This is a genomic window from Paraburkholderia sp. GV068 (assembly GCF_003058125.1).
In the GTDB taxonomy this organism is placed as follows: domain Bacteria; phylum Pseudomonadota; class Gammaproteobacteria; order Burkholderiales; family Burkholderiaceae; genus Paraburkholderia; species Paraburkholderia graminis.
Genome location: NZ_QBUB01000011.1, coordinates 64,575 through 87,576 on the forward strand (window position 1 = coordinate 64,575; position 23,002 = coordinate 87,576).

The 23,002-nt window shown below is 65.4% G+C and carries 24 protein-coding genes; 13 read left to right on the forward strand and 11 right to left on the reverse strand.

The window, feature by feature from the left end; genetic code table 11:
- Positions 1–27: 27 nt before the first annotated feature.
- Positions 28–1,113, reverse strand: coding sequence for an aromatic ring-hydroxylating dioxygenase subunit alpha (locus C8K18_RS21760; RefSeq protein ID WP_258196176.1), 1,086 nt, complete (start codon positions 1,111–1,113; stop codon positions 28–30).
- A 607-nt stretch (positions 1,114–1,720) separates the two neighbouring features.
- On the opposite strand from C8K18_RS21760, the gene C8K18_RS21765 reads away from it, so the two are divergent.
- On the forward strand, positions 1,721–2,743 hold the full coding sequence (locus C8K18_RS21765) for a response regulator transcription factor (protein ID WP_107709749.1): 1,023 nt from the start codon (positions 1,721–1,723) through the stop codon (positions 2,741–2,743).
- Between the two features lie 16 nt (positions 2,744–2,759).
- On the opposite strand, the gene sctC is transcribed toward C8K18_RS21765, so the two are convergent.
- The 9 genes from sctC to C8K18_RS21810 form a co-directional block, all read right to left on the reverse strand.
- Positions 2,760–4,589, reverse strand: a complete 1,830-nt coding sequence (sctC, locus tag C8K18_RS21770) for a type III secretion system outer membrane ring subunit SctC (RefSeq protein WP_107709750.1) — start codon at positions 4,587–4,589, stop codon at positions 2,760–2,762.
- A gap of 191 nt (positions 4,590–4,780) precedes the next feature.
- Positions 4,781–5,596, reverse strand: coding sequence for a type III secretion system export apparatus subunit SctT (gene sctT / locus C8K18_RS21775; protein ID WP_053860679.1), 816 nt, complete (start codon positions 5,594–5,596; stop codon positions 4,781–4,783).
- Between the two features lie 54 nt (positions 5,597–5,650).
- Positions 5,651–6,190 (reverse strand): type III secretion protein, encoded by a 540-nt coding sequence (locus C8K18_RS21780; protein WP_107709752.1) that lies wholly within the window; start codon positions 6,188–6,190, stop codon positions 5,651–5,653.
- 4 nt (positions 6,191–6,194) lie between these two features.
- Positions 6,195–7,589 carry a type III secretion system ATPase SctN gene (gene sctN / locus C8K18_RS21785; protein ID WP_258196177.1) on the reverse strand — a complete coding sequence of 465 codons (1,395 nt, stop codon included), beginning with the start codon at positions 7,587–7,589 and terminating at the stop codon, positions 6,195–6,197.
- Positions 7,586–8,455, reverse strand: a complete 870-nt coding sequence (gene sctL, locus C8K18_RS21790; RefSeq protein WP_107709754.1) for a type III secretion system stator protein SctL — start codon at positions 8,453–8,455, stop codon at positions 7,586–7,588. Before sctL ends, sctN begins: the two co-directional genes overlap by 4 nt.
- Positions 8,440–9,429, reverse strand: a complete 990-nt coding sequence (locus C8K18_RS21795) for a type III secretion protein HrpB4 (protein ID WP_258196178.1) — start codon at positions 9,427–9,429, stop codon at positions 8,440–8,442. The genes sctL and C8K18_RS21795 overlap by 16 nt, the downstream gene beginning before the upstream one ends.
- Positions 9,396–10,244, reverse strand: coding sequence for a type III secretion system inner membrane ring lipoprotein SctJ (gene sctJ / locus C8K18_RS21800; RefSeq protein WP_107709756.1), 849 nt, complete (start codon positions 10,242–10,244; stop codon positions 9,396–9,398). The genes C8K18_RS21795 and sctJ overlap by 34 nt, the downstream gene beginning before the upstream one ends.
- A 3-nt stretch (positions 10,245–10,247) precedes the next feature.
- Positions 10,248–10,646 (reverse strand): type III secretion protein HrpB2, encoded by a 399-nt coding sequence (locus tag C8K18_RS21805; RefSeq protein WP_107709758.1) that lies wholly within the window; start codon positions 10,644–10,646, stop codon positions 10,248–10,250.
- A gap of 66 nt (positions 10,647–10,712) precedes the next feature.
- Positions 10,713–11,288, reverse strand: coding sequence for an HrpB1 family type III secretion system apparatus protein (locus C8K18_RS21810; RefSeq protein ID WP_006047121.1), 576 nt, complete (start codon positions 11,286–11,288; stop codon positions 10,713–10,715).
- Positions 11,289–11,655: 367 nt separating this feature from the next.
- On the opposite strand from C8K18_RS21810, the gene sctU reads away from it, so the two are divergent.
- From sctU to C8K18_RS21860, 11 genes are all read left to right on the forward strand, one after another.
- On the forward strand, positions 11,656–12,786 hold the full coding sequence (sctU, locus tag C8K18_RS21815; RefSeq protein ID WP_107709760.1) for a type III secretion system export apparatus subunit SctU: 1,131 nt from the start codon (positions 11,656–11,658) through the stop codon (positions 12,784–12,786).
- Positions 12,770–14,854 carry a type III secretion system export apparatus subunit SctV gene (gene sctV, locus C8K18_RS21820; protein WP_053860685.1) on the forward strand — a complete coding sequence of 695 codons (2,085 nt, stop codon included), beginning with the start codon at positions 12,770–12,772 and terminating at the stop codon, positions 14,852–14,854. Before sctU ends, sctV begins: the two co-directional genes overlap by 17 nt.
- A gap of 29 nt (positions 14,855–14,883) precedes the next feature.
- Positions 14,884–15,579, forward strand: a complete 696-nt coding sequence (sctP, locus tag C8K18_RS21825; protein WP_107709762.1) for a type III secretion system protein SctP — start codon at positions 14,884–14,886, stop codon at positions 15,577–15,579.
- Between the two features lie 58 nt (positions 15,580–15,637).
- A complete protein-coding gene (gene sctQ, locus C8K18_RS21830; RefSeq protein ID WP_107709764.1) occupies positions 15,638–16,978 on the forward strand; it encodes a type III secretion system cytoplasmic ring protein SctQ in 1,341 nt (446 codons plus the stop codon).
- Positions 16,962–17,612 (forward strand): type III secretion system export apparatus subunit SctR, encoded by a 651-nt coding sequence (gene sctR / locus C8K18_RS21835; protein WP_053860688.1) that lies wholly within the window; start codon positions 16,962–16,964, stop codon positions 17,610–17,612. The genes sctQ and sctR overlap by 17 nt, the downstream gene beginning before the upstream one ends.
- A 26-nt stretch (positions 17,613–17,638) precedes the next feature.
- A complete protein-coding gene (gene sctS, locus C8K18_RS21840; protein WP_006047114.1) occupies positions 17,639–17,902 on the forward strand; it encodes a type III secretion system export apparatus subunit SctS in 264 nt (87 codons plus the stop codon).
- Positions 17,899–18,804 (forward strand): hypothetical protein, encoded by a 906-nt coding sequence (locus tag C8K18_RS21845; protein WP_107709766.1) that lies wholly within the window; start codon positions 17,899–17,901, stop codon positions 18,802–18,804. Before sctS ends, C8K18_RS21845 begins: the two co-directional genes overlap by 4 nt.
- A 189-nt stretch (positions 18,805–18,993) precedes the next feature.
- The gene (locus C8K18_RS21850) at positions 18,994–20,283 is read left to right on the forward strand and encodes a secretion protein (RefSeq protein ID WP_107709911.1); all 1,290 of its coding nucleotides are present in this window, start codon (positions 18,994–18,996) and stop codon (positions 20,281–20,283) included.
- Positions 20,284–20,290: 7 nt separating this feature from the next.
- Entirely contained in the window at positions 20,291–20,551 is a 261-nt protein-coding gene (locus C8K18_RS21855) for a hypothetical protein (protein WP_006047111.1), read from the forward strand.
- Positions 20,552–20,643: 92 nt separating this feature from the next.
- The gene (locus C8K18_RS33360) at positions 20,644–20,808 is read left to right on the forward strand and encodes a hypothetical protein (protein WP_006047110.1); all 165 of its coding nucleotides are present in this window, start codon (positions 20,644–20,646) and stop codon (positions 20,806–20,808) included.
- 136 nt (positions 20,809–20,944) lie between these two features.
- Positions 20,945–21,412 carry a CesT family type III secretion system chaperone gene (locus tag C8K18_RS21860; RefSeq protein ID WP_029970641.1) on the forward strand — a complete coding sequence of 156 codons (468 nt, stop codon included), beginning with the start codon at positions 20,945–20,947 and terminating at the stop codon, positions 21,410–21,412.
- A gap of 128 nt (positions 21,413–21,540) precedes the next feature.
- Here the strand turns inward: C8K18_RS21860 and C8K18_RS21865 are convergent, their stop codons facing one another.
- On the reverse strand, positions 21,541–21,999 hold the full coding sequence (locus C8K18_RS21865; RefSeq protein ID WP_244231076.1) for a hypothetical protein: 459 nt from the start codon (positions 21,997–21,999) through the stop codon (positions 21,541–21,543).
- A gap of 224 nt (positions 22,000–22,223) precedes the next feature.
- Between C8K18_RS21865 and C8K18_RS21870 the strand changes: the two genes are divergently transcribed.
- Positions 22,224–22,916 carry a GNAT family N-acetyltransferase gene (locus C8K18_RS21870; protein ID WP_107709770.1) on the forward strand — a complete coding sequence of 231 codons (693 nt, stop codon included), beginning with the start codon at positions 22,224–22,226 and terminating at the stop codon, positions 22,914–22,916.
- Positions 22,917–23,002 lie beyond the last annotated feature (86 nt).

Sequence of the window (23,002 nt, forward strand, 5' to 3'; positions counted from 1 at the left end):
GCTTTGGCTGCTGGCCGCAGCCCCCAACTACAACACCTCCCCCGCCGTCGATACGCCTTGCCGCGCTTCGTCCGCGATCAGCCGTTCCATGATGCGGCGCGCGTGCACCGCGCCCGCGTCGATCGGCAGCATCGCCGGGCGCAGCGACCAGAAATCGCGTTCGCCGATCATGCGTTGCTGCGCTTCGAGCATCGGAATGTCCTCATCGCGAAACGGCGCGAGCAGGCTTTGCGCCGTGCGGCTCACCAGCTCCGCGCCATGCTCGCCGATCGCGCGCGGCAAACCGAACGCGAAAAAATAATGCGAACTCGCGGCGGTTTCGGGGGTGAGCCAGTGCGCTGAAACCGCTTCGCGCGTCGTCTCCGGCAAGCCGCTTTCGCAAATGCGCACGACGATCGTGAGCAGCCCTGGCGGTATCCATTGCACGTCGAGTTCGCGGTCGGCGCGCTCGCCATAGAGCAGATTGAAACTCTGCGTGAGCATCGGCCGCAGATATTCGCCCTTCATCTCGCGACGCACCGACACCGTGTTGCCCGCGACCGTCGCACGTACCGCGCCGCTCGCCATCTGCTCGCTGCCGAGCGTTTCCGGATGCAGGTACTGAAAGTGGCTCAGGTCGAGCAGATTGTCCGCGCTCAACTGATAGTTCGCGTGCGTGTGCAGATAGCGCTCGCTCGTGAAGTTCTCTTGCGGATCGAGATAATCGAATGCGGGAAGCGGCGTATTAGATGCGCGTTGCGGATCGCCCGGCCAGAACCAGATCGCGCCGTATCGTTCGCGCACCGGATAGTGGCGCGCTTCGGCGCGTGCGGGCACGCGGCCATCGCCGTGCGGATTGAACACGCAGCGGCCTTCCGCGCCAAAACGCAGTCCGTGATACGGACATTCGAGCGCACCGTCGACCACGCGTCCGCGCGACAAAGGCGCGAAGCGATGCGGGCAGCGATCCGCGAGCGCAACCGCATGTCCGCCCGCGACGCGATACAGCACGACGGGCTCGTCGAGCAGCGTGCGCGCCAGCGGCGCATCCGCCGTGACCTCGCTGGACAGCGCGGCGACATACCAGGCGTTGAGCAGATACGGCACGGCGAGTCTCCAGTTGGATCGAGCCACGATTCACCTGCGGCGAGCCCATATTAGGCAATCCGTAATTAAACACGCTCAACAATTCTCATAGCGGTAAATAACGGCAGACGCGCAATTAAGCAGGCGCTCGTGCGGAAATAAATGCGTATTACGGATTGCAAGCGATGGACGCGCGTGTCGCTTGCCCCCAATACCGCAGCGGTTAAATATTGGCCGGCGTCTAAACCGCGCCCTAACCTTACACTAACATTACATCAATGTAAGGATCGCGCGTAAACGGCTGTCGCAAAAGCGATTTCCGCGCTTCGCACAGCTTCGCGTCTGTAAGGTTTAACGCGCCCTGCTCCGTCATTATTTTTTCGGCAAGCGGCAAAAAACGTCTATTGCGCCGAGTGAACTACGAGAAACAGGTAGTCGAAAAATGGCAATTTCGTGATCCGCTTTTCAATCAGGCGATTGAATCGCGGTGAGGAAACAAAACGTTACATCCTTGATGGACCGCTCCCTCTACTGTCGAGTCATTCGAATTGCGTAATCGGCCGAAACCGCAAACGCATCCGCCTACCCGTTCCACGAATGACGTTCGCCTTTCGCCCGTGAGTCTCGCGGGCGAGCGGTATCGCACGGAGGAAAAATGAAACTTGCAGTGATGACCAGAAGCGCAACACTGTTCGGGTTGATCTGCCGTTGTTTCGAAGCCGACGGCGCAGTCTGCCATCGGTTCGCCGATGACGTCGCCTTCGCGCGCGCAATCTATCGCGACGAATACAGCGCGATCCTGATCGACGCCGACACCGGTCTCAATCCGCTGCGCCCGGTGCTCGCGCGGCGCGCCTGCTATGCCGACCGCCGCGCGCCGCTGATCGTGATCGGCGCGGGCCACGACCGCGAAGCCATCGCGCGGCTGTTCGATGCGGGCGCGGACGACGTCGTGCTGTCGCCCGTCGATGCGCGCGAGGTGATGCTGCGTGTGCACCTCGCATTGTTGCGCGTGCAACTACAGAGCGCCGATTCGAGCGACACGCTGGAATGCGGCGCATACCGGCTCGATCGCCGCAACTGCACGGTTCACGTCGACGGCCACGCGGTGCGCCTCACGCCGCGCGAATTCGCGATTGCGTGGCTGCTGTTCTCGCGCCGCGGCGAATATGTGAGCCGCCGCCAGATCGCGGGCGCTGTATGGAGCCGCTCCGAGGACATCATTGGACGCACGCTCGAACAGCACATCTACAAGCTGCGCAAGAAGCTGGAACTGAACGGCCCGTGGGGCGTGCATCTGCGGACCTTGTATGCGCACGGCTACCGCATCGAGATGACTGATACGTCGGACGCGGCGCTTGAAGAGAGCGTTGAAAGCGCGGACAGCATGGATAGCGTGGATTGCGTGGATAGCCACGGCGTTGCATTGGAGACACTGCACGACGATGCCCGCACAGCCGCGGCCATGACCTGCCTCGCACCGATGCAGCCCGTCGCTGCGCCGGCCGCGCCGCCTCGCGCGGAAGTGCATCCCGCCGATAGCGCGGTGGCCCGCAATGCGCCCGCGTGGGGCGACTCGCAAGCAGCGTTCGCCGCGTCCGCGAGCAGCGCGCCGAAAGCGCCGTACGCGTTGCTGAGCGCAGCCGCCCTCGCCGCGCGCACGCGCGGCAACGGCTAAGCCCCAAGCGTCGCGCTCAAAACTCGATGATGCGCGGCGACAGCAGAAACAAGCGCTCCATGTGACTGCGCTGGTCGTCGCGATAACGGAACAGCCCGCCGATCAGCGGAATCTTCGAAAGACCCGGTACGCCGGTTTCGCCGTTCGTCGACGTATCAACGCGATAGCCGGCAATCAAAAGACTCTCGCCCTGCCCGACGAACGACTCCGTGTTGATCGTGCTGGTCGTAATCACAGGAATGTTGTCGACCTGCTGCGAGGTAATCGCGCCGTCCTCGATATGAACGTTCAGCTTGATGTCCGTCCTGCCGTTTTCTTCCACGACGAGCGGCAACACGCGCAGCGACACGCCGGTCGACACGCTATACAGATCCGCCGACGTGTAGCCCGACACGCGCACGAAGAAGCGCGTCTTCTGGTCCATCACGGCCTCGACGTTGTTGAGCGTCGCGACCTTCGGGCTCGCATCGATCTTCGCGAGATTGCTTTGCTGCAGCGCGTTCACGCGCGCGAGCAGATAGCGGCCCGCGTTGCCGAGCACCGCCGTGAGCGATCCGCCGAGCGGCGTCGTGTTGATGACGGTCGTGCCGTCCGACAGCGTCTGCGTGCCGAAGATCGGATCGATGTTGCCGTTGTAGCCGTTTTGCTGCGTCGTGCCGTTGCCGGTCTGAATGTCGATGTGACTGTTATGCGCGCGCCAGTCGACGCCGATCTGCTTGAGCGCGTTGTCGTCGATCTCGATGATATGCGCCTCGATTTCGATCAGACGCGGCCGCACGTCGAGCTTGTCGATCAGGCTTTGATACTGCGACAGGCGTTGTGGCACGTCCCGGATCAGCACCGAGTTCGTGCGCGGATCGGCTTCGATCACGGGCAGCGTCTGGCTGCCGCTCACCGACGTGTCGCCGCTGCCGCCGTCGCCGCTATCGGACGAACCCACCGACTGCATGCCAGGGCCACCGCCCGCGGCCATGCCGTTCAGCAATCCGCCGATGCCCGGCGCGACGCCGCCGTTCGCCGCAATGCCGGCAGGCAGCGGCGGATTCACGCCGCTTTCGTAGCCGCCGCCGTCGGTGCTGCCGGTCACGTCGCGCATCGGTTGCAGGCGGCGCATCGTCGGTTCGCGCGCCGCGCGATTGGCGGCCTGCTCGTAGCTGTCCGCGCCGTTGCGCCCGCGCTTGTCGCGCGGATGGTACATCGACGACAGCACGTTCGCGACGCCCGACACGGTCACCGTCTTGCCGTCGATCTCGACGTTGTGATCCGCGGCCCACGCATGATGCAACTGGAACACGCGAATCATCGAGCCCGAGCGCTGCGCCGCGTTGTCGTCGAGCCGGCGCGCGACTTCCGACACGAGTTGTACATACGCTTGCGGGCCGCTCACGAGCGCGGTGCTCTGGCTCTCGTCGTAAGTGATCGGAAAGCGCGAATTCTCGATGCGCAGTTGCGTGAGCGCCGCGCGCAAGTCGGCGGCGCTCGCATGATCGAGCTTGATGACCCGCCGCGTGACGGTGTTCACATCGCTGATCGACAGCACGCTGCCGTCGTAGAACCACACGAAGCCGAAGCTCGACGCGAGCGTGTCGAGAAAGCGCTGCGGCGGCATGTCGAAGCGGCCGCTCACGCTGCCGTGGACGTCGCCGGAAATGGTTGCGGGCACACCTTGTCCGGCGGTGAAATCGCGCAGCACGTCTTTCACGTCCTGCCCTTCGGCGCTGACGTGGACCACGGAACTGCGCCAGCGGATCGCGGCGGCTTCGGCGGGCGCCGCGAGCAAGGCGGGCAACGCGAAGACAAGAGACGCTGCCAGCCGGGCAGCAAGCATGAGCCGTTTGATGTTCATGGGTTCCACGATGTCCACGATGGTCGATGGGTTGGCCGTGCGTCATGCAACGTGCAACGTGAGCCGGCGATGCCCAATGTATCGAAGCGTGTGAAGCACATCCTCAACAAATCTGACGGTTCATGCGCATTTGAGGAGTGTTGAGAATTGGCGGCGCGGCGTGCGCGCTTATTTGCCCGCTCATTGCCCGCTTATTTGCGCAGCGGCCCCGCGATGGCGCGCAACTGTTCGCCGAGTCCCGAGAGCACGAGCTGATCGCGGACCTGGTCGACAAAAATCCCGACGAAGAGCGCAAGCATCATCACCGTGAGCGCGCCCTTCACCGGCTGACTGAGCGTCATCAGCTCGAGTTTTTGCGCCGACTTCGCCGCGAAGCCGAACGCGAAATCGACCAGCAGCAGCATCAGCATCATCGGCGCGGCGAGCTTGGCGGTGGTCTGCATCAGCGAGTCGGTTTGCTGCAGCACGAAGCTTTCGAGCACGTTCGCGGGCACCGGCGTCGCGGCGGTCAACGGCCACCAGTGATACGACTCGTACAGCGCGCCGAGCAGGAACGTCATGCCGCCGAAGGTCCAGAACGCGACGCTCGCCACTTGCGCGAGCAAGGTGCCCGTCGGCGTGGACTGCTCTTCGCGCAATGGATTGGTGATCTGCACATTGTTGTAGCCGGCCAGATCGTCGACGTAGATGCCCGCGCCTTCCGCGACCCAGAATACCGTCGATGCCGCAAAGCCCAGCAGCAGGCCAATGGCCGCCTCGCGCAAGCCGATCACGACAAGCGCCGTTCCGGTCAGCGACGTATAGAGCGAAACCGGCTGACCATACGCGATGAACGAGCTGAACAGCAGCACGACGCCATTGCGCACCACGCCTTGCAGGATGCCGTCCGCCGTCGGAGGGAACAGGTAGAGCATCACAAAGAGGCGCACCGAGCACACGCCGAGTACGGTCAGCGAGCGAATCAGTGTGGCGCCGAATTGCGGCAGTGTGGTGATGGTGTCGTACATTATGGATGGCTAATCAAATTTGGAACCGTGTGGTTTGCTCATTGCTCGGCGTTTTCAAACGGCCGTGCCGTGGATACCGGTCGGCGGACGCAAACGCGCTAGCGCGGTTTCCTCCGCTTCGTCGTCCTCGGCGTCGGTGGCTTGACGGTCCAGCTCGACATGCAAGTGCGCGATGCGCTCGCCGCACAGATCGATGCAGCTGCGATTCACCGCCAACGCGCGCGTAGCCGCGGCGAGTTCGTCGGCCTTGCCGCGCAACGTGGTGTCAATCGCTGCCAGTTCGCCTTCCATCTGCTGAACACGCACGGCGACGACATCGGCGTAGCGCATCGTCGCGTTGAGTTCGGCGAGACGAACGGCGCCACCGCCCGTCATCATCTGCGCGATGCGGGCGTGAAAGCCGCGCAATTGCTCGCGCGCGGCCTCCGTGCGCGCGAGTTGCGCGTCGCGTTGCGCGAGCGCTTCGGCATGCGCAGCGCGCGCGGCGATCAGGGCCACTTGCAGACGGCGCTCGAGCCGCTCGCGACGGCCTATCGTCAATTGAAGCGCGGCCACCCGCCGTCGTGTCGTCTCGGGACTGTGCGTCGTGCTCATCGTGTCAACCGTTCGCCAGTTGGAAAAGCCGCGCCTCGGTGTCCTGCGGCGCGGCCAGTTCATGCGTCGCCTGATTGAAGAACGCGCGGATCGCGTCGATCTTGCGAATCGCCTCGTCGGCAAGCGGATTGCCGCCCGGTTGATATTCGCCGATCTGCAGCAGCATCTCGACCTCGCGATGCTTCGCCAGCAACTCGCGCAGCCGGCCTGCCGCGCGCACATAGTCGGGCGTCATCACTTGCGGCATCACGCGCGACAGGCTCGCGAGCACGTCGATGGCCGGATACTGGTTTTTGGCGGCGATTTCGCGCGACAGGATCATGTGTCCGTCGACGATCCCGCGCACTTCCTCGGCAATCGGATCGTTGCCCGACTCGTCCTCGGCGAGCACCGTGTAGAGCGCCGTGATCGAGCCGTGCTCGCCCATGCCCGCGCGCTCGAGCAGGCGCGGCAACTCGGCGAAGATCGAGGGCGGAAAGCCGCGCCGCGCGGGCGGCTCGCCGGCGGCGAGGCCGATCTCGCGCTGCGCGCGGGCAAAGCGCGTCAGCGAATCCATCATCAGCAGCACGCGTTGGCCGCGGTCGCGAAAGTGCTCGGCAATCGCGGTCGCGACATAAGCCGCCTTCGCGCGCTCGATCGACGAACGGTCCGAGGTCGCGCACACGACGATGGAGCGCGCCATGCCCTCGGGTCCGAGAATCAGCTCGACGAACTCGCGCACTTCGCGGCCGCGCTCGCCGATCAGCGCGATCACGGTCACGTCGCATTGCGCGCCGCGCGCGAACATGCCGAGCAGCGTGCTCTTGCCAACGCCCGCCGGCGCGAAGATGCCCATGCGCTGACCTTCGGCGAGCGTCATCATGCCGTCGACGACGCGCACGCCCGTCGCAAGCGGCGTGTCGATCATGCGCCGGCTCATCGGCGAAGGCGGATTCGCGAAGACCGGGCGCTCTTCGATGGTATCGAGCGGCCCGAGTCCGTCGATCGGCTCGCCGAGGCTGTCGATCACGCGGCCCAGCAACGCGTCGCCGACCGGCACCGTCAGCGAACGGCCGAGCCCGACGACGCGCGTCGAGCGCGAGATATCGGCGAGCCGCGAGAACGGCGACAGCAATGCGACATCGCGCGTGAAGCCGATTACTTCGGCATGCTGAAGTAATTCGCCGTTCGCCGAGCGCAGCTCGCACAGTTCGCCGAGCGTCACGTCGAGTCCGGCCACCTTGACGAGCGTGCCGATGACTTCCAGCACCTTGCCGGTTCGCGCGATGCTCGCTGTCGACAGGATCTCGTGTTCGATCGCATCGGCGAGGCGCTCGGCATCGAAAAGCGCAAGCAATGCGTCGTCCGGGTCGTCGGCTTCGTGGATGGCGGGCGCATTGGCTGCGCGCGGCGGGGTCATCGCGAGCCCTCGTCGTGCCCGCCGTTCCAGTCACCGTCTGCATGGGCGAGTTCGGCGGCGGCGTGCTCGTGCTCGTGCTCGTGCTCGTGCGCATACGGCGCGAGCGATTCGGCGACCGCGCCGAGTTCGCTCGCGGACTGCTTGAGCGCCCGCGAGACGGCGAGCCGCATCGCGCGCATTTGCGTCGCGAGGCTCGCGTCGATCGCGCCGAAATCGGACTCGCACAGGCAACTGCCTGGCGCGAGCCGCTTGTCGGCGACCACGGATAGCGGAAACGGCCTGCCGAGATCGCGCCAGCGCGCGGACAGCCGTTCGAACGCGACGCAGGCCTTGTCGTAGTCGACGGGGCTCACGGCGACGCGCAGCCACGTCGCGCCTTCGACGATGCGGTCGACTGCCGACAGCGCCCGCTCGAACAGTTGATCGGCCTGCTGGACCTGCACGATCTGCTCGACGGCCACGGTCACGATGCTCGCGATCCGCTCGCGCATTTTCAGTTGCGCGCGGCGTTGGCCGGCGCCTGCATCCGCGAGGCGCTCGACCCAGTCCGCGAGCGCGCGCTGTTCGCCGTCGCGGTAACCGCGGGTGGCGGCGTGCTCGTACTCGTCGCGCGCGGCCGCGAGAATCGTTTGGGCTTCGGCGTGCGCGGCGGCGACGATCGCCGCGGCTTCGTCGCGTGCGGCGGCGAGGGTTGCTTCGCGGTCGGCGGCGAGTTGCGCGTACGCGGCGTCGATTTCGATCAGCGCGCCGAACGCGGCGCGCGGCACCACGTCCGCATGCGCGCCGACATGGCCACGGCCGTGTGCGTCGCCGTCGATGCTGACCGCGGCCGGCAGTAGACGGTCCGATCTCAGCCAAATAGCCATGCCCACTCCGGAAGCAGTTCGGGAAGTTGCGCGAACAGGAGCGCGGTGCCGCCTGTGTCGAGTTCGCGCGCGGTCGCGGCGGGCCACGGCGCGGGTAAGTCGCGGGGCAAGGCGAGGCGTAGGAGCGGACAGGGGCATGGCCACGCGAACAGCGCCGCCTCCTGCGCATCGCTGGCGGACAGCGCCACGTCACGTGCGATCAGCGCATAGCCTTCGTACGCCAGCCTTTCCGCGTCGAGTTCTTCGAGCGAAGGCAGATGTCCACGCGTGACGAGGCGCGCTACATCCGGCACATTAGCCGACGCGCCGCCAGCGCCGCCGCCATGCCTCGGCGCAGCACCCAACCGTTCGAGCGGCACGCCGATCCATTCCGCGAGGCGGCGGCGGCTCGGCTTGTCGATCAACCTGCGCACCTCCGCCCGACGCAACAGCAGCGCGCGCATGCGCAGCACGCGCAACGCGTCGTCGACGGGCAACGCATCGAGCACGAGCGGACTGGGCGCGCGCAAGCTGTCGAAGTCCGGCAGCGGCACGCCGGCCGCACGCAACAGCGCCCGCGAACAGGCGGCAACGGCACCGGTGTCTGTGTTCGCCAGCGCGTCGCGCAGTGCGTCGAATGAGGCGGATACCGTGGCCGGCGACGCATCGAGCGCGGGCGCCCACCATGACGGATGCGCCCAGCGCGCGGCGTCATTTGCATTGCGCTGCCACGCGGCGAGCGCTGCAGCGGCGCGCGAAAATGGGAACGCTGCGGGGGATGGCGCGGAGCGTGCTGCTAAAAACGCGGTGGATGCGGGCGTCGAAAGCGCAGAGGAAGAACTCGCTGATCCCGTCCCCGCCAACCCAACCGAAGAACCCGCCGATGCCTGAGCCGAAAGCGCAGGCGAAGACCCCGCCGCCTCCGACGCGGCTAACCCACCCGAAGACACCGCCGCCATCATCACGCCGCAGAAGAAGGTTTCGCACGCCGCCATTTGCCGACGAGCGCGCTGATTCGCGCATAAACACGCGGATATAGCGGACCCGCCGCGCCCTTCGCCGGCATCCCGCGCCGCAACCACAGAAAGAGACTCGCGGCGCCGACGAGAAACACCAGCGCCGCACCGATCAGCGTCGGCAGCGGCGAGACTTGCGCGGGCGCGGGCTTCGGCAGATCGATGGGATCGGCGGCCACGGCCGTCACGCTCACCGCGTCGTAAGTCAGACCTTCGACGCTATGCATCACCAGCGTCTTGATCTGCGGCACGAGTGCGTTCGCGTCGGAATCGGGCCGGTACTTGATGAACACTGACGCCGACGACGGCTTCATCTGCTGCGCAAGCGGATCGTTGTTCGGCAGCACGATCTGCACGCGCGCGACGATCACGCCGTCGATCTTCGAAAGCGTCGCCGACAATTCCTGCGACAAGCCGTAGATAAAGCGCACGCGTTCCTCGGTCGGCGTCGACACGAGGCCGTCCTTCTTGAAGAGGCTGCCGAGATCGTCGTAACGGCTATGCGGCAGGCCGCGCTCGCGCAGCACCTGCATTGCGTGGACCAGTTGCTTGTCGTCGACTTCGAGCGTCCAGGTCTTGCCATTGTCGATGGTGCTCTTGGACGCATCGACGCCCTGCTCCAGCAGCGCCACGACCATCTCGTTCGCATCCTGTTCGGTCAGATTGCGATACAACTCCTTCTGGCAACCCGCGAGCAGCATACAGCCGGCAAGCGCAAGCCCGAGCGCGGCCGCGCGCATCGCGCGGACCGGGTTGTGTCTTACTTGCGTGGCGTCTCGCATCGTCTGCAACATGGGCTATTGATTCTTCATCAGCGTTTCAACCGACGACTTCGACGAGTTGACCACGCCCATCTTGGCCTCCATGTCGAGTTGCGTGCTGGCGAGTTCGAGCGTCGCTTTCATCGCGGCTGCGGTCATCTCCTGGACCGACATGCTGTTCGCCTGGCTCGACAACGCGACGACGTCGTTCACCGACTTCTGGATCTCCGCGTCCTGCGACGCCGCCATCTTCGCGATCACATTGGTGCTCATGTCGTCGCCGTGATTGGGCGGCGCCATGCGCGGGTTCTGCATCAGCGATTTGAAGCGGTCGCCGGCTTGTTGCAGCGATGCGTCGCCACCGGCCGCGTGCGATGCCGGCGCTGCCGCTTGCAACGCGGCCGCGATCTGCTGGTTCGTCACAGGAAGTGTCATGCTCAGCCTCGTGCCGTTGAATGTTTCGGATGACGTAGCATCATGCCGACCGCCGCGAACAGATAATCAGATGCGCAAATAGCCTTGCTGCGCGATCGCCTCGTTATGCGCGGCAGTGGGCGGCGGCGGGCTCATGGCGGGCGGCTCTTGCGGCAGGTCGTCGTTGAGCGCGGTGATCGACAGCGGCACTTCGAAGGTGCCGCCGTTGCGATAGACGCGAATCGCCTCGCGCAGATCGTCGCGAGCTTCGAGCGCGCGCACGAGCTGGCGCGTGTCGCGGTCCGGGTTCTGCGCGAGCGCGGCGCTCGCCCATTGACGCCAGCCGGCATCGCCCTTCACGGACAGGCAGAACGCGAGCAACGCCTTCGCATACGAGAAATGCGGCGCGCCTTCGATCACGCGCGAGAACACGCGAATCGCATCGTCCCAATGGCCGCGCTGCATGTAGAGCACGGCTTCCATCGTGTCGAGCTCGGCCATTCGCGGGCGCAACAGACGCAGCGCGTCGAGCGTCAATTCGATGTCGTACGGATCGGCTTCGAGCGTCGGAAAATTGTTGAGCAGCGCGCAGGACAGCGTGTCGATCAGACCGCCCACAATGGCCTGACTGCAGTTGAGGTAATCCGGCGTGGCGGTACTCATGGCGAGAACTCCTGCTGATGGACTTGTCGACGAAGCGCTGCCGCGCAAGGCCGAGTCAGCATCGGCATGCGGCGCGCAGCGATGCACCAGGATACCGCTGCGCTTTGCGCCGCAAATGCGCGATACGAAGCGAGCGTGATCCACGCGAAGTGGGCGAGCGGCGTGCCGTGTCATGCAGCGCCGCGAGCCCGAACTGCGTCGCTTCGTTTGCCGGACGCGGGCTTCGCATCCGCAGCGCCGCGTGGCGAGCGGCCCGCTACCGTCGGGCTACCAGGGCAAGGAGCCTCGTGACCGCATATCAAACACAGCGGCATACACGACGGCATACAGCGGCACCCAGCGCATGCGATGACCCGAGCGGAATGTCATGAGCGAAGAAAAAACCGAGCAGCCTACCGACAAACGCCTGCGCGACACACGCAAGGACGGCGAGACGTCGAAGAGCGCCGACCTGGTCGACGCCGCGACGATGGCCGCCGTCGTCGGCGTACTCGCGTTCGCGGCGGCGAGCTTCGGCGGGGCGCTGCGTTCGATCGTGACGACCGCGCTCGAGTTCGCGTCGGGCAACCACGATCAGCCGCTCATGTACGGCAAGCTGTTCGACCTCGGTAAACAGGCGCTAATCGTGATCGTGCCGTGCGTGGGCGCCGCGGCGCTCGCGGCAGTGGCCGCGCTGATGCCGCAAGTGGGCTTTCAGATCGCGACCAAACCAGTCGTGCCCGATCTGAAGCACGTGAGCCCCGTCGACGGCGTGAAGCGGATTTTTTCGTGGCGCACGGTGATCGACCTCGTGAAGATGATCGTCAAGGCCGCGATTATCGGCGTGGTGATGTGGTTCACGATCAAATGGATTTTGCCGTTGATCGTCGGTTCGCTGTATCAGCCGCTGCCGGAATTGTCGAAGCTCTTCTGGTCGCTGCTGATCAAGCTCTTCGCCGTCGCGGTGGCCGTGTTCATCGTGATCGGCGTGATCGACGTCAAGCTGCAACGCGTGCTGTTTCTGCGCAAGCTGAAGATGTCGAAGGACGAAGTCAAACGCGAACGCAAACAGATGGACGGCGACCCGAAAATCAAGGCGGAACGCAAGAAGCTCGCGCGCGAATTCGCGACGTCGGCAGCGCCCGCGCAGCGCGTCGGCTTCGCGAATGCGCTGATTGTGAACCCGACGCACTATGCGGTCGCGATCCGCTATGCGCCGGCCGAGCATCCGTTGCCGCTCGTGATCGCGCGCGGCATGGACGAAAGCGCGGCGCAGTTGCGGCGCTTCGCGCGCGACGCGAATGTGCCGATCATCGGCAACCCGCCGGTCGCGCGCGCGCTCTACAGGGTCGGCATCGACGAGCCGATTCCCGAAGAGCTGTTCGAGACCGTCGCCGCGATTCTCCGCTGGGTCGACGCGATCGGCGCGCGGCAAATCGAGAGCCCGCACGGCGGGCGCAGCCACGACAACCACGACAGCCACGACAACCTCAAGAGCCGCGATGTTCAAGACACTTAAGCTACCCGCCGTCGGTGAGATCGGCATCGCGTTGCTGGTGGTCGCGATCATCTCGCTGATGATCCTGCCGCTGCCGCCGTTTCTGATCGACATCCTGCTCGCGATCAACATCACGATCAGCGTGACCTTGCTGATGGTGACCATGTATGTGCCCAACGTGGTGTCGCTTTCGGTGTTTCCGTCGCTGCTGCTTTTCACGACGCTGTACCGGCTTTCGCTGAACATTGCGTCGACCAAGTCGATTCTGCTGCACGCGGACGCGGGCAACATCATCGAAAGTTTCGGCGAACTCGTGGTGGGCGGCAACCTTGTGGTCGGCATGGTCGTCTTCGTGATCATCACGACCGTGCAGTTCATCGTGATCGCGAAAGGCTCCGAACGCGTGGCCGAAGTCGGCGCGCGCTTCACGCTCGACGCGTTGCCCGGCAAACAGATGAGCATCGACGCCGATCTGCGCGCGAACCTTCTCACGCCCGAAGAGGCGCGCCGCAAGCGCGCGACGCTGGCCGTCGAAAGCCAGTTGCACGGCGGCATGGACGGCGCGATGAAGTTCGTCAAGGGCGATGCGGTGGCCGGGCTCATCATCACGCTCATCAACATCATTGCGGGGATCGCGGTGGGCGTCGCGTATCACGAGATGACGGCGGGCGAAGCGGCGAACCGCTTTTCGATTCTGTCGGTCGGCGACGCGATGGTCTCGCAGATTCCGTCGCTGCTGCTTTCGGTGGCCGCGGGCGTCATGATCACACGTGTCTCCGACGAACGCGACGCGCGGCCTCTGTCGCTCGGCGACGAGATCGGCCGGCAGTTGTCGGCAAGCGCCCGCGCGCTCTACTTCGCGAGCCTGCTGCTGCTCGGCTTTGCCGCCGTGCCCGGCTTTCCGACATCGCTGTTCCTGCTGCTCGCGGCGATCCTCGCGTTCTGCGGCTATCGGCTCGGCAAGCGCAAGCCCGCCGCGACCACGCATGCGGGCGAGGCCGTCAACGCGATGCAGCGCGCCGGCTCCAAAGCCGAGACGCCCGCGATTCTCACGCGTGCGCCGCAGTTCACCTGCCCGCTCGGCGTGCGCATCTCGCCCGACCTCGTCGCGCGCCTGTCGACGGCCGCGCTCGACCGCTCGTTCGAAACCGAACGCGCACGTCTGCAGGAGTATCTCGGCTTGCCGTTTCCCGGCATCACGATGTGGACCAGCGACGAGTTGCCCGCGTCGAGCTGCGAACTGCTGATGCACGACGTGCCGTATTGCGCGATCGAATTGCCGCCCGGCAAGGTGATGCTGCCGGACCCGAGGCTCACGGGCACACGCGAACCAATTTCCGCCGACGCGGAAGCACTCGCCGCTCGTAGTGAAAAACGCCGCGGACTCGACGGCGGGCCTGGGCCCACGTGGTGGATCGACGAAAAGAGCCTGCCGCCGAAGCAACCGGCGTGGCGCGCCGAACAGGTGATCGCGCATGCATCGGTCGCGATGCTGCGCAAACATGCGTCGCTCTTTCTCGGCATTCAGGAAGTGCAATGGATACTCGATCAGCAGAACGCCGAGTATCCGGGACTCGTCGCCGAAGTGCAGAAAGTGCTGCCGCCGCAGCGTATCGCCGATGTACTTCGCCGGCTGCTGGAAGAGCAGATTCCGATCCGCAACGTGCGCAATATTCTGGAGAGCCTCGTCGTGTGGGGCGCAAAAGAAAAGGACATGCTGATGCTCACCGAATACGTGCGCGGCGACCTCGCGCGCTTTCTCGCGCATCGCGCGGCGGGCGCGGGACGGCAATTGCCCGCGGTACTGTTCGATCTGCCGGTCGAGCAGCATATCCGCCAGGCGATCAAGCAGACGCCGACGGGCAACTTCCTCGCTCTGCCGCCCGATGAAGTCGGTTTTCTGATCGACCGCATTCAATCGTTTGTAGGCGATACGCCGCGTGACGGCGTCGCACTCGTCACGTCGATGGATATACGCCGCTACGTGCGCCGCATGATCGAGGCGCGGCTCGGCTGGCTCGCGGTGTATTCGTATCAGGAACTCGGCGAGCATGTCGAACTGCAGCCGCTCGGCCGCGTGACGATCTAGCCGCGCCGATCGCCTTCACGTTCACGCTCATGACGATCATCGAACCGCGGCCGTTGCGCATCATTCCGTCCGACGCCGATTCGCGTCCCGCCGCCGACGCCGCACGCGCGCGGCGTTTCGATTACGCGGCGCTGGTGCGTCGCACGCGCTCGCAACGCACCCCGGCTTCATTCGACGAAGCCGCAGGCGCGTCGCAAGCCGAGTGCGAGTGCGCAGCAAACGGCGCGGCAGAAGACGACGCGCACGCGAACCGCTTCGGCGACGATCACGCCCGCGATTCAAGCGCCGAAACAGAAGCCGAGACCGAAGCCCATGCCGCCGATGAAAGCGCGCATGCATCGGAACGCGCTATCGCCGCGCACGAAGCGTTGCTACAGCGCTTGCCGCCAGCGACGATGCCCGCCGTCGACGCCCTCTTTCGCACGCAAGGCCATTTCCTCGAACTGGCGCGCTCGCTCGCGCGAGAGGTCGCGGCCTTCTGCGCGGACCCGGCCATCGGCGACGCGGGCAACTGGGAAGTGCGCATTCCGCTCGACGAGCGCATTCTGCCGGACACGACGCTCTATCTGTCTCTTTCGCGTTTCTGGTTGTCGCTTCGGTTCGACACGCGGGGCATCGAAACGCGGCAGTTACTCTTCGACCACAGTGCGATGCTCGAACGCGAGCTCGCTTCGCTGCTGAACGCGTGGGGCACGCCGCGCGACATCGAACTGACGGTGTGGTGAGCGCGCCGCCCGTCGTTTATCCTGGCCGACGCTGGCCGCATTCCTGAACCGACGCCGCATGGGTTATTCGATCGCCGAAATGCCAGGGGTGGACGCTGCCGCGGAACGTGCGGCGGCGAGGGTTCCCCAAACGGCGGCCATCGCAAGACTGCCGCTTCGCGCCGTGCCGCCGCTTGCCGCGCGCGTCGCGCGGCTCGTCTGCGATGCCGGCACTGCGCAATGGCTCGCGCGCGATGCCGCTATCGTCGATTGGCAAGCGACGCTCGAACCCGCTGCCGGGCGCAGTCACGCGCCCCTCGAACAGCCCGGCGTGCTCGATCTCGCGCATGCGGCCGGCGCGGTTCGCGTGCTGTTCGATCTCGCCGCGTATCCTGCCCTCGACATCGCCGCGCTGCCCGACGGCACGCTCTCTCGCGCGCCGGTGCCCGGCGATACGGCTCGCGCGTTGCGCATCGCCGTCGCCGGTGTGCTGCTCGAACCGCTGCTGAAGCGGCTCGCTGCGCTCGGCCTCGGCGATATGCATGTCACGCAGCTAGCGCGCGGCACGCCGCCTGAAACTTCTGCACACGATTGCACAACATTCGACGCGACCTTCTCGCTCGACGGCACACGGCATCGCGCGCGCGTGCTGCTTGCTGCGTCCGTGGTGGACGCGCTCGAAGCATTGCACGCCACCCGCAAAGTCCACCTTACCGCCGACACCTTCCGCACGCACGCTCCATCGCAGACACAAAACAGCGCGCCGTTCGACGGCTATAAAGTGCCCGGACGCCTGATACTCGGCTCACGCCGTCTGCCCGTCGACACGTTGCGCGCGCTCGAAGCCGGCGATGTGCTGCTGCGTTCGCTGCCGGGCAATCTGCGCGCGCTGCTGCCGGCCAGCGGCGTAGAACGCATCGAAGAAACCTGCGCCGCTCACGCAGCCGACGCCCACGCCGCGACTCACGCCACGACCCACGCCACCCCGCTCGCCGAGCCCGCGACGGCGATGGCGACCGCCACCGTGGCCTGGGGCTCGCCCGGCCTGATGCGCGTTCACGCGCAAGTCAACATTGAAGGCCGCAGGCTTTCACTCACGAAGGAGCCCATCATGACCGATGAGCTGGACCCCGTTCGCCCGGACGATTTGCTCGCACCGGATCAACATTCGAATCCGATCGACATCGGCGAACTCGATCTGCCCGTCCAGTTCGAAGTCGACACCGTCGCGCTGCCGCTCTCGCAACTGTATGCGCTGCGCCCCGGCTATGTGCTCGAACTGCCGACGCCCGTTGCCGACGCGCAGCTCAAGCTGGTCACGCATGGCCAGACCATCGGCTATGGCGAGCTCGTGACCGTGGGCGATCATCTGGGCATCCGCATTTTGCGCATGGCGCACGGCGATGGTCCAGTTCAGTGACATCACCGGACTGCTGATCGTCATCGTCGCGATCAGCCTCGTCCCTTTCGTCGCGATGGTCGTCACCTCTTACGCGAAGATCGTGGTGGTGCTCGGCCTGTTGCGCAATGCGCTCGGCGTGCAGCAGGTGCCGCCCAACATGGTGCTCAACGGCGTGGCGATTCTCGTGTCGCTGTACGTGATGGCGCCGGTCGGCATGCAGGCGATGCAATCGATGCAGGGCCAAACGATCGCCGGCCAGCCCACTCAGGCGCTGATCCAGGTCTTCAGCGCCGCGCGTGAACCGTTCCGCACGTTCTTGCAGAAGCACACGAACGAGCGCGAAAAGCGCTTCTTCATCCGCTCGGCGAATGTCGTGTGGCCGAAAGACGCCGCGTCGAGCCTGCATGAAAACGACCTCATCGTACTCGCGCCCGCCTTCACGCTGACCGAACTCACCGACGCGTTCAAGATCGGCTTTCTGCTCTACATCGCGTTTATCGTCATCGATCTGATCATCGCCAATGTGCTGCTCGCGATGGGCTTGAATCAGGTCACGCCGACCAACGTCGCGATTCCGTTCAAGCTGCTTCTGTTCGTCGTGATGGACGGCTGGTCGACGCTGATTCACGGCCTTGTGATGACGTATCGTTAGCACGCAAAGACCGGGAACCTCGACTCATGGACATCGACACGCTCGTTCGCTTCACCACTCAGGGCATGCTGCTCTGCATGTATATCTCGCTGCCTATCGTGATCGTCGCCGCGCTGGTGGGACTCGGCGTGTCGTTCCTGCAGGCGATCACGTCGATGCAGGATCAGACGCTTTCGCACGGCGTGAAGCTGATTGCGGTGACGGTCGCGATCGTGATCGCCGCGCCGTTTTCGGCGGCGGCGCTGCTGCACTTCGCGAACGAGATCATGCATACGGCGGTGCCGCAATGACGCGCGTCGGCACACCGTTCAACGCGGCGTCGCTGACGGCACACGCGGATGCGGCTCGCGAACGCTCGCAGCAAACAACGGTCGCGCGCTTCGCGGTGTTGTATCGCGGCACGATTACGTTCAGCTATGCGCGCACGCAGCAAGCGGCGATGCGCGGTTCGCAGCTCGCGCGCAAGCTCGCGGCGCTCAACGCGCGCAGGCGCAATGCCGCGCGTCGCACGGGCATGCGACGGCCCATCGTCGTGACGGGTAACGATGCGAGCGAGCATGCGCCGGATGCCGCCGACTCAGGTCGTATAACGCGCGACGGCGGCGGTGGCCGCGGCAACGGCGGGCAATCGCATGACGGCCGCGACGGCGCTGACGGCGAGAATCGCGAGAATGGCGCGCCGCGCACGCAGGTTCGCATGCGCAGCAGCGGCCAGGCGGCGATCGCGGCACCTGAGCGCGGGCCGTTGCAGAAGTTCGTCGAGGTGCAAGCGGGTCGCGCCGATCTTTCAGAGACGCTGCCGCGCCTCTGGTGCGACGCGCTGCTCGCATCGCGCGATGAAGCCGCCGCGCGTCCGCAGGCATCGCTCGATGCGCTGCTGCATGAGCGCTTCATCGATCTGCTTCGCGTGCAGTTGCAAACCGGTGCGCCCGGCGACGCGGACATGGGCGCATGGCGGCAGCGGCTGATCGACGCGTCGGCATCGCGAGGCGCTGGTTCAGATCGCGCGGGCGCAGGCGCAGGAGGCGAAGCATCGGCGGAACAAATCGGCCGCACAGGACGGCTTAATCTGCTGTTGCCGCTGTTGCTGCTTATGTACGGCAAGCCGTCGACACCGCCAATGCGCGAGCGCGCATTGAACGTGCGCATCGTGCAGCGCGGCGCGGCGCTTGCGGCCGCCGCGCGCCGTTAGTGCCGTTAGTGCCGCTAATGCCGCTAATGCCGCTAATGCCGCTAATGCCTCGCATTCTCCCGCCCTCGCGCGCAGTTTCGCTTTCCATGTATCCGCTTCGCATTGTGTGCTGGAACGTCATCGGCGGCGGCTAGAGTGAGTGTCGAAGGCGTGCCGCTGCGCGCCGCATCATCCTTGAACGGGCTTTCCATGACGAAGCTGCTGCGTATCCTGACTGGCGTGCATGCCGGCGCGGAATTGCGTCTCGGCACCGGCGCTCATCGGATCGGCGCGGATGACGACGCCGACATCCGCATCTCCGACTGGCATGGCGACGATGTGCTGCTCATCGTCGATGCGAGCGGCGTGGTGAGCGCGCGTCGGATGATGGCGGTCATGGCGGGAGATTCCGCGGCTCAAAGCGATGAGTCAAACAGTAACAACAACGAAAGCAACGACGGCACTCAGGGAGTCCTCCCCACATCGCAAGACGAAGACGAGCCGGGCACCGTCATCCTGCTCGAGTTCGTGCCGATGCAGTTCGGCGATACCGTCGTGTGCATCGGCTCGGACGACGCGGCCTGGCCGAGCGATCTCGACCTGCTGTCCACGCTGCTCGTCAAGCCGGACGAAACCCGGCGCGCGGCGGAGCGCTCGCGCCGCCGCAGAATGACGGGCATCGTCTCGGCGTGCGCGATGCTCGGCGCGGTGCTCGTGATCGGCTCGGTGATGCTGACGACGGCGGTCAGCCGTGCCGCATTGCCGCGCGACGCGGGCGACCTCGCGCAGCGCGTGAATCTCGAACTCGCCGCCGCGCACATGAAGGAACTGCACGCGCAAGTGCGAGGCGCGACGGTGATGGTGAGCGGCATGGTCGCGACGCCCGACGAAGACACGCAAGTGCGCAAGATGCTGATGCGGATCTCGCCGAACGGCATCGTGAGGCACTACGACATCGCGCAGAACGACGTGCGCAACATCGCCGATTCGCTCGCGATGCAGGGACTCAAAGTCGTCTACACAGGACGCGGAAACTTCGAGATCAGCGGCAAGGCGGCCAATCCGCGCGACGTCGAATCGGCCGTCGCGCGCATGCGCCACGATCTGAGCGACAACGTCAAGGACGTGCGTGTGCGCGTCGCGCAAGCGGACGATGCGTTGCCGTCGGCGCCTTCGTTCTCTTTCCTGATGTCCTCCGACGATGTGCGCTACGGCCAGACACCCGACGGCGTCAAACACATTTATACGTTGCCGGAAGAGCCGGCTTCGTCGGCGGCCGCTGCGGGAAATGACGCAGGAAATGATGCGAGCTATGCGCAGAAGAATGCGAGTAGCGACGAAACATCCGCCAACAACGGTCCCGCGATAATCGCGAGCGGCGCTGCACGCGGCGTGATGCAGCCCGTCGAGGATATTCCCGCGACGCCGCCCTCGCCCGCCCCGCGCGCGGCGAACAAGACCGCGGCAAACAAAACCGCTTATCTGCCGCTACCGAAGTGAGGTTCCCATGACGCAAACATCGAACATCTACGCGCCGCTCGAAGCGTGCGCCGCCGACTTCAACGATCTGCAGAAGACGCTCGCCGATCCGGCCGGCGGACCGCGTCTTGCCGCAATACGCGAGGCGCTCGAGGCGACCGCGAAAAACGTCGGCGAGGCGCACGGCGCAACCGAACTCGACCGCAACGATCTCGCGAAGCTCTATCGCGGTCTGCTCGCCGCGAGCCGCATCGTCGGGCAGCTTGCGGATAAACGCGGCGCAACCTGAGCGCCGCGCACGAGGCTCGCCCCTGTGCGGCGGCTGTGGTTGCCTGCCGCACAGGGCAGCATTTCTTCTTAACTTGAGCACGAGGAGGTCTTATGTCTATCGGTCCGGCAATGGGTGCGATCACCGGCATGGCCGCGCAAGGCAGCACCGCTGCTATCGGCGCGGCGCAGGCCACGCTGCAGATGTCGCTGGCGGGCGCGGTTGCCAACACCATGAAAACCGCGGGTCAGACGATCCAGGGCGGCACCGGGCATTAAGCGCCAGGCGCACCGCAAACCGCGCTGCGGAATGCGGTGCAAGCTTGTCGCCAGTTTGCCGGCCGGCGCGCGGTTCGCCGCGTGCCGGCTCTTTGCGTCATCGGCGGGATTTTATTGAGTTGCGCGGGCCTTTGATTTGGACACCAACGATAGTTCGGAGCGCTACGCATCATTGGTGCGCGATCTGTGCGCGACGGTCGGCCTCGCGGATGCCGAGCATGTGTTGCGCACGCGCTCGATCGAGGTGGAAGGCTTCGACGTGCGGCTCGAACACTTCGAAAACGATCTCGACGCGCTCTACGCCAATTTTCATTACGGCACGGTGACGGCCGGCCGTACGCTGGTCGTGTTCCGGCTGATGCTGGAAGCGAACCTGCTCATCTACGCGCAAGACCAGGCGCAACTCGGGCTCGATACGGATACAGGCGGCATCGTGCTCGTGCTTCGCGTGCCGATGACTTACGACGTCGACGGCGCCGCGCTCGCCGATCTGCTCGCGCACTACGCCGAGCATGGCCGCTATTGGCGCAAGAACATCATCGAATCGACGGATGAGATGTTCGAAGGGATCGTGGCGGGGGAATTTACGTGGCTGCGTGCTTGAAACGACGCGAGTTGCTGCGCGACGGTGTCGAACCTGTTCCTGTGACGCAGCCGCCAACTTGATGACGCACACGCAAGCGAAGACGCGACCGCGTACAGCGGCCGGTCAAGCGCTGCATGACAGCCGGCTCACGTCGCGCCGTGAATCACCTCGCCGACACGCTTCGTGAATTCAACGAGCAACGCGATGTTGGCGAACATGTCCCTCGCGGCGGCCGCGTCGAATGCGGCTTGCCCGATAGGAGGCGCGTCGGAGAATCGCGTTTGCACGGGCCGAACCGGCAGCGTGCGCGTCCACGACGACTGGCTATCGTCGCCGACGCGTGCCGCGCCTGGCGCGATCACCACGACACTTGGTCTGCGCAGCACCGGCAGATTGTCGCCGCCCTTGCGCGACAGGCTGAACTTGACCGGGCCTTGCGGCGGCGATGCGATGTCGCGCAGTTGCGCCAGTTCGCCTGCGAGCTTGACACTCGTCGGCACGAGCGCCGCGCGCCCGGCGGCTTTCTCTGACGACGCTTGATGACCTGCACCTTCTATGCCGCCGACGCTCGCCGCCGGCAATGCGGCAATGGCTTTGCTGCTCACGTTGGACTCTCCCAGGTTCGGCGCGGCAAACCGGCATGTGCCGCCATGACGGCACCTTAGCGTTGGCTCGCACGCGACGTATCGGGCCGCGCGAAATGCCGGCAGGCGATGCGAACGCGTGGGCCTTCCCCTTCGCATTTGCGCCTCCGCCTTCGCGGCATCCGCGATGTGTCATGCATCTCTTCATCGACAATGGGATCAAACGCCGCGCCTGGAGATCTCCGATGTCGCCATCGCCATTCCGCTTTCCCGCGCTGATCGAATCCGCCGACCTGCTGATGCGGCCGCCCGAGCCGCGCGATGCCGAAGCGCTTTTCGAAGCAATGCTCGGCGATGCCGCGACGACGCGCGACCTCAGTTTCAAGCGTCACACGCAACTCGACGAGACACTCGCATTCATCGACGATTCCGTGCAAGGCTGGCGCGACGGCACACTGATCCGCTGGGTTCTCGAAGACCGCGCGAGCGGCCGGCTCACCGGCATGATCGAATTGCGGCCGCATCCGCCGCGCGTCGAAGTCGGCGTGATGATCAGCCGGCGCGGCGGTGCGCGTCGCCGGCGCGCGGGCCTGCATGCGCTGCGCAAGTTGCTCGCATGGATGCTCGCGCAGCCGCCGATTCTGCGCATTTACGCGTATTGCGCCGTGGATGGCGACGCGCACAGCAGCATGGAGAAGCTCGGCTTCACGCTCGAAGCGAAGCTGACGAATTACGAGTGCCGGCCCAATCGCGGTCTACTGGCCGGCGACAGTTATCTGTATGCGATGACGCGTCCGCTGCAAGCGCCCGACGATACGCCTGCGACACGCTGGCTCAATGAATACGCGGCGCTGGACGCACATCTCGACGCGGGCGACGTCCACGATGCAGCGAACCCGCACGCGGCTGCGGAAGAATCGCACATCGTCGCTTCGTAATTCGATGCCGCGCTTCGCATCGCGCGGCGCGGCAGCAACCGGCTGTCACATTGGGAGGACATAGTGCAACGCGGTCTCCTTCTGCC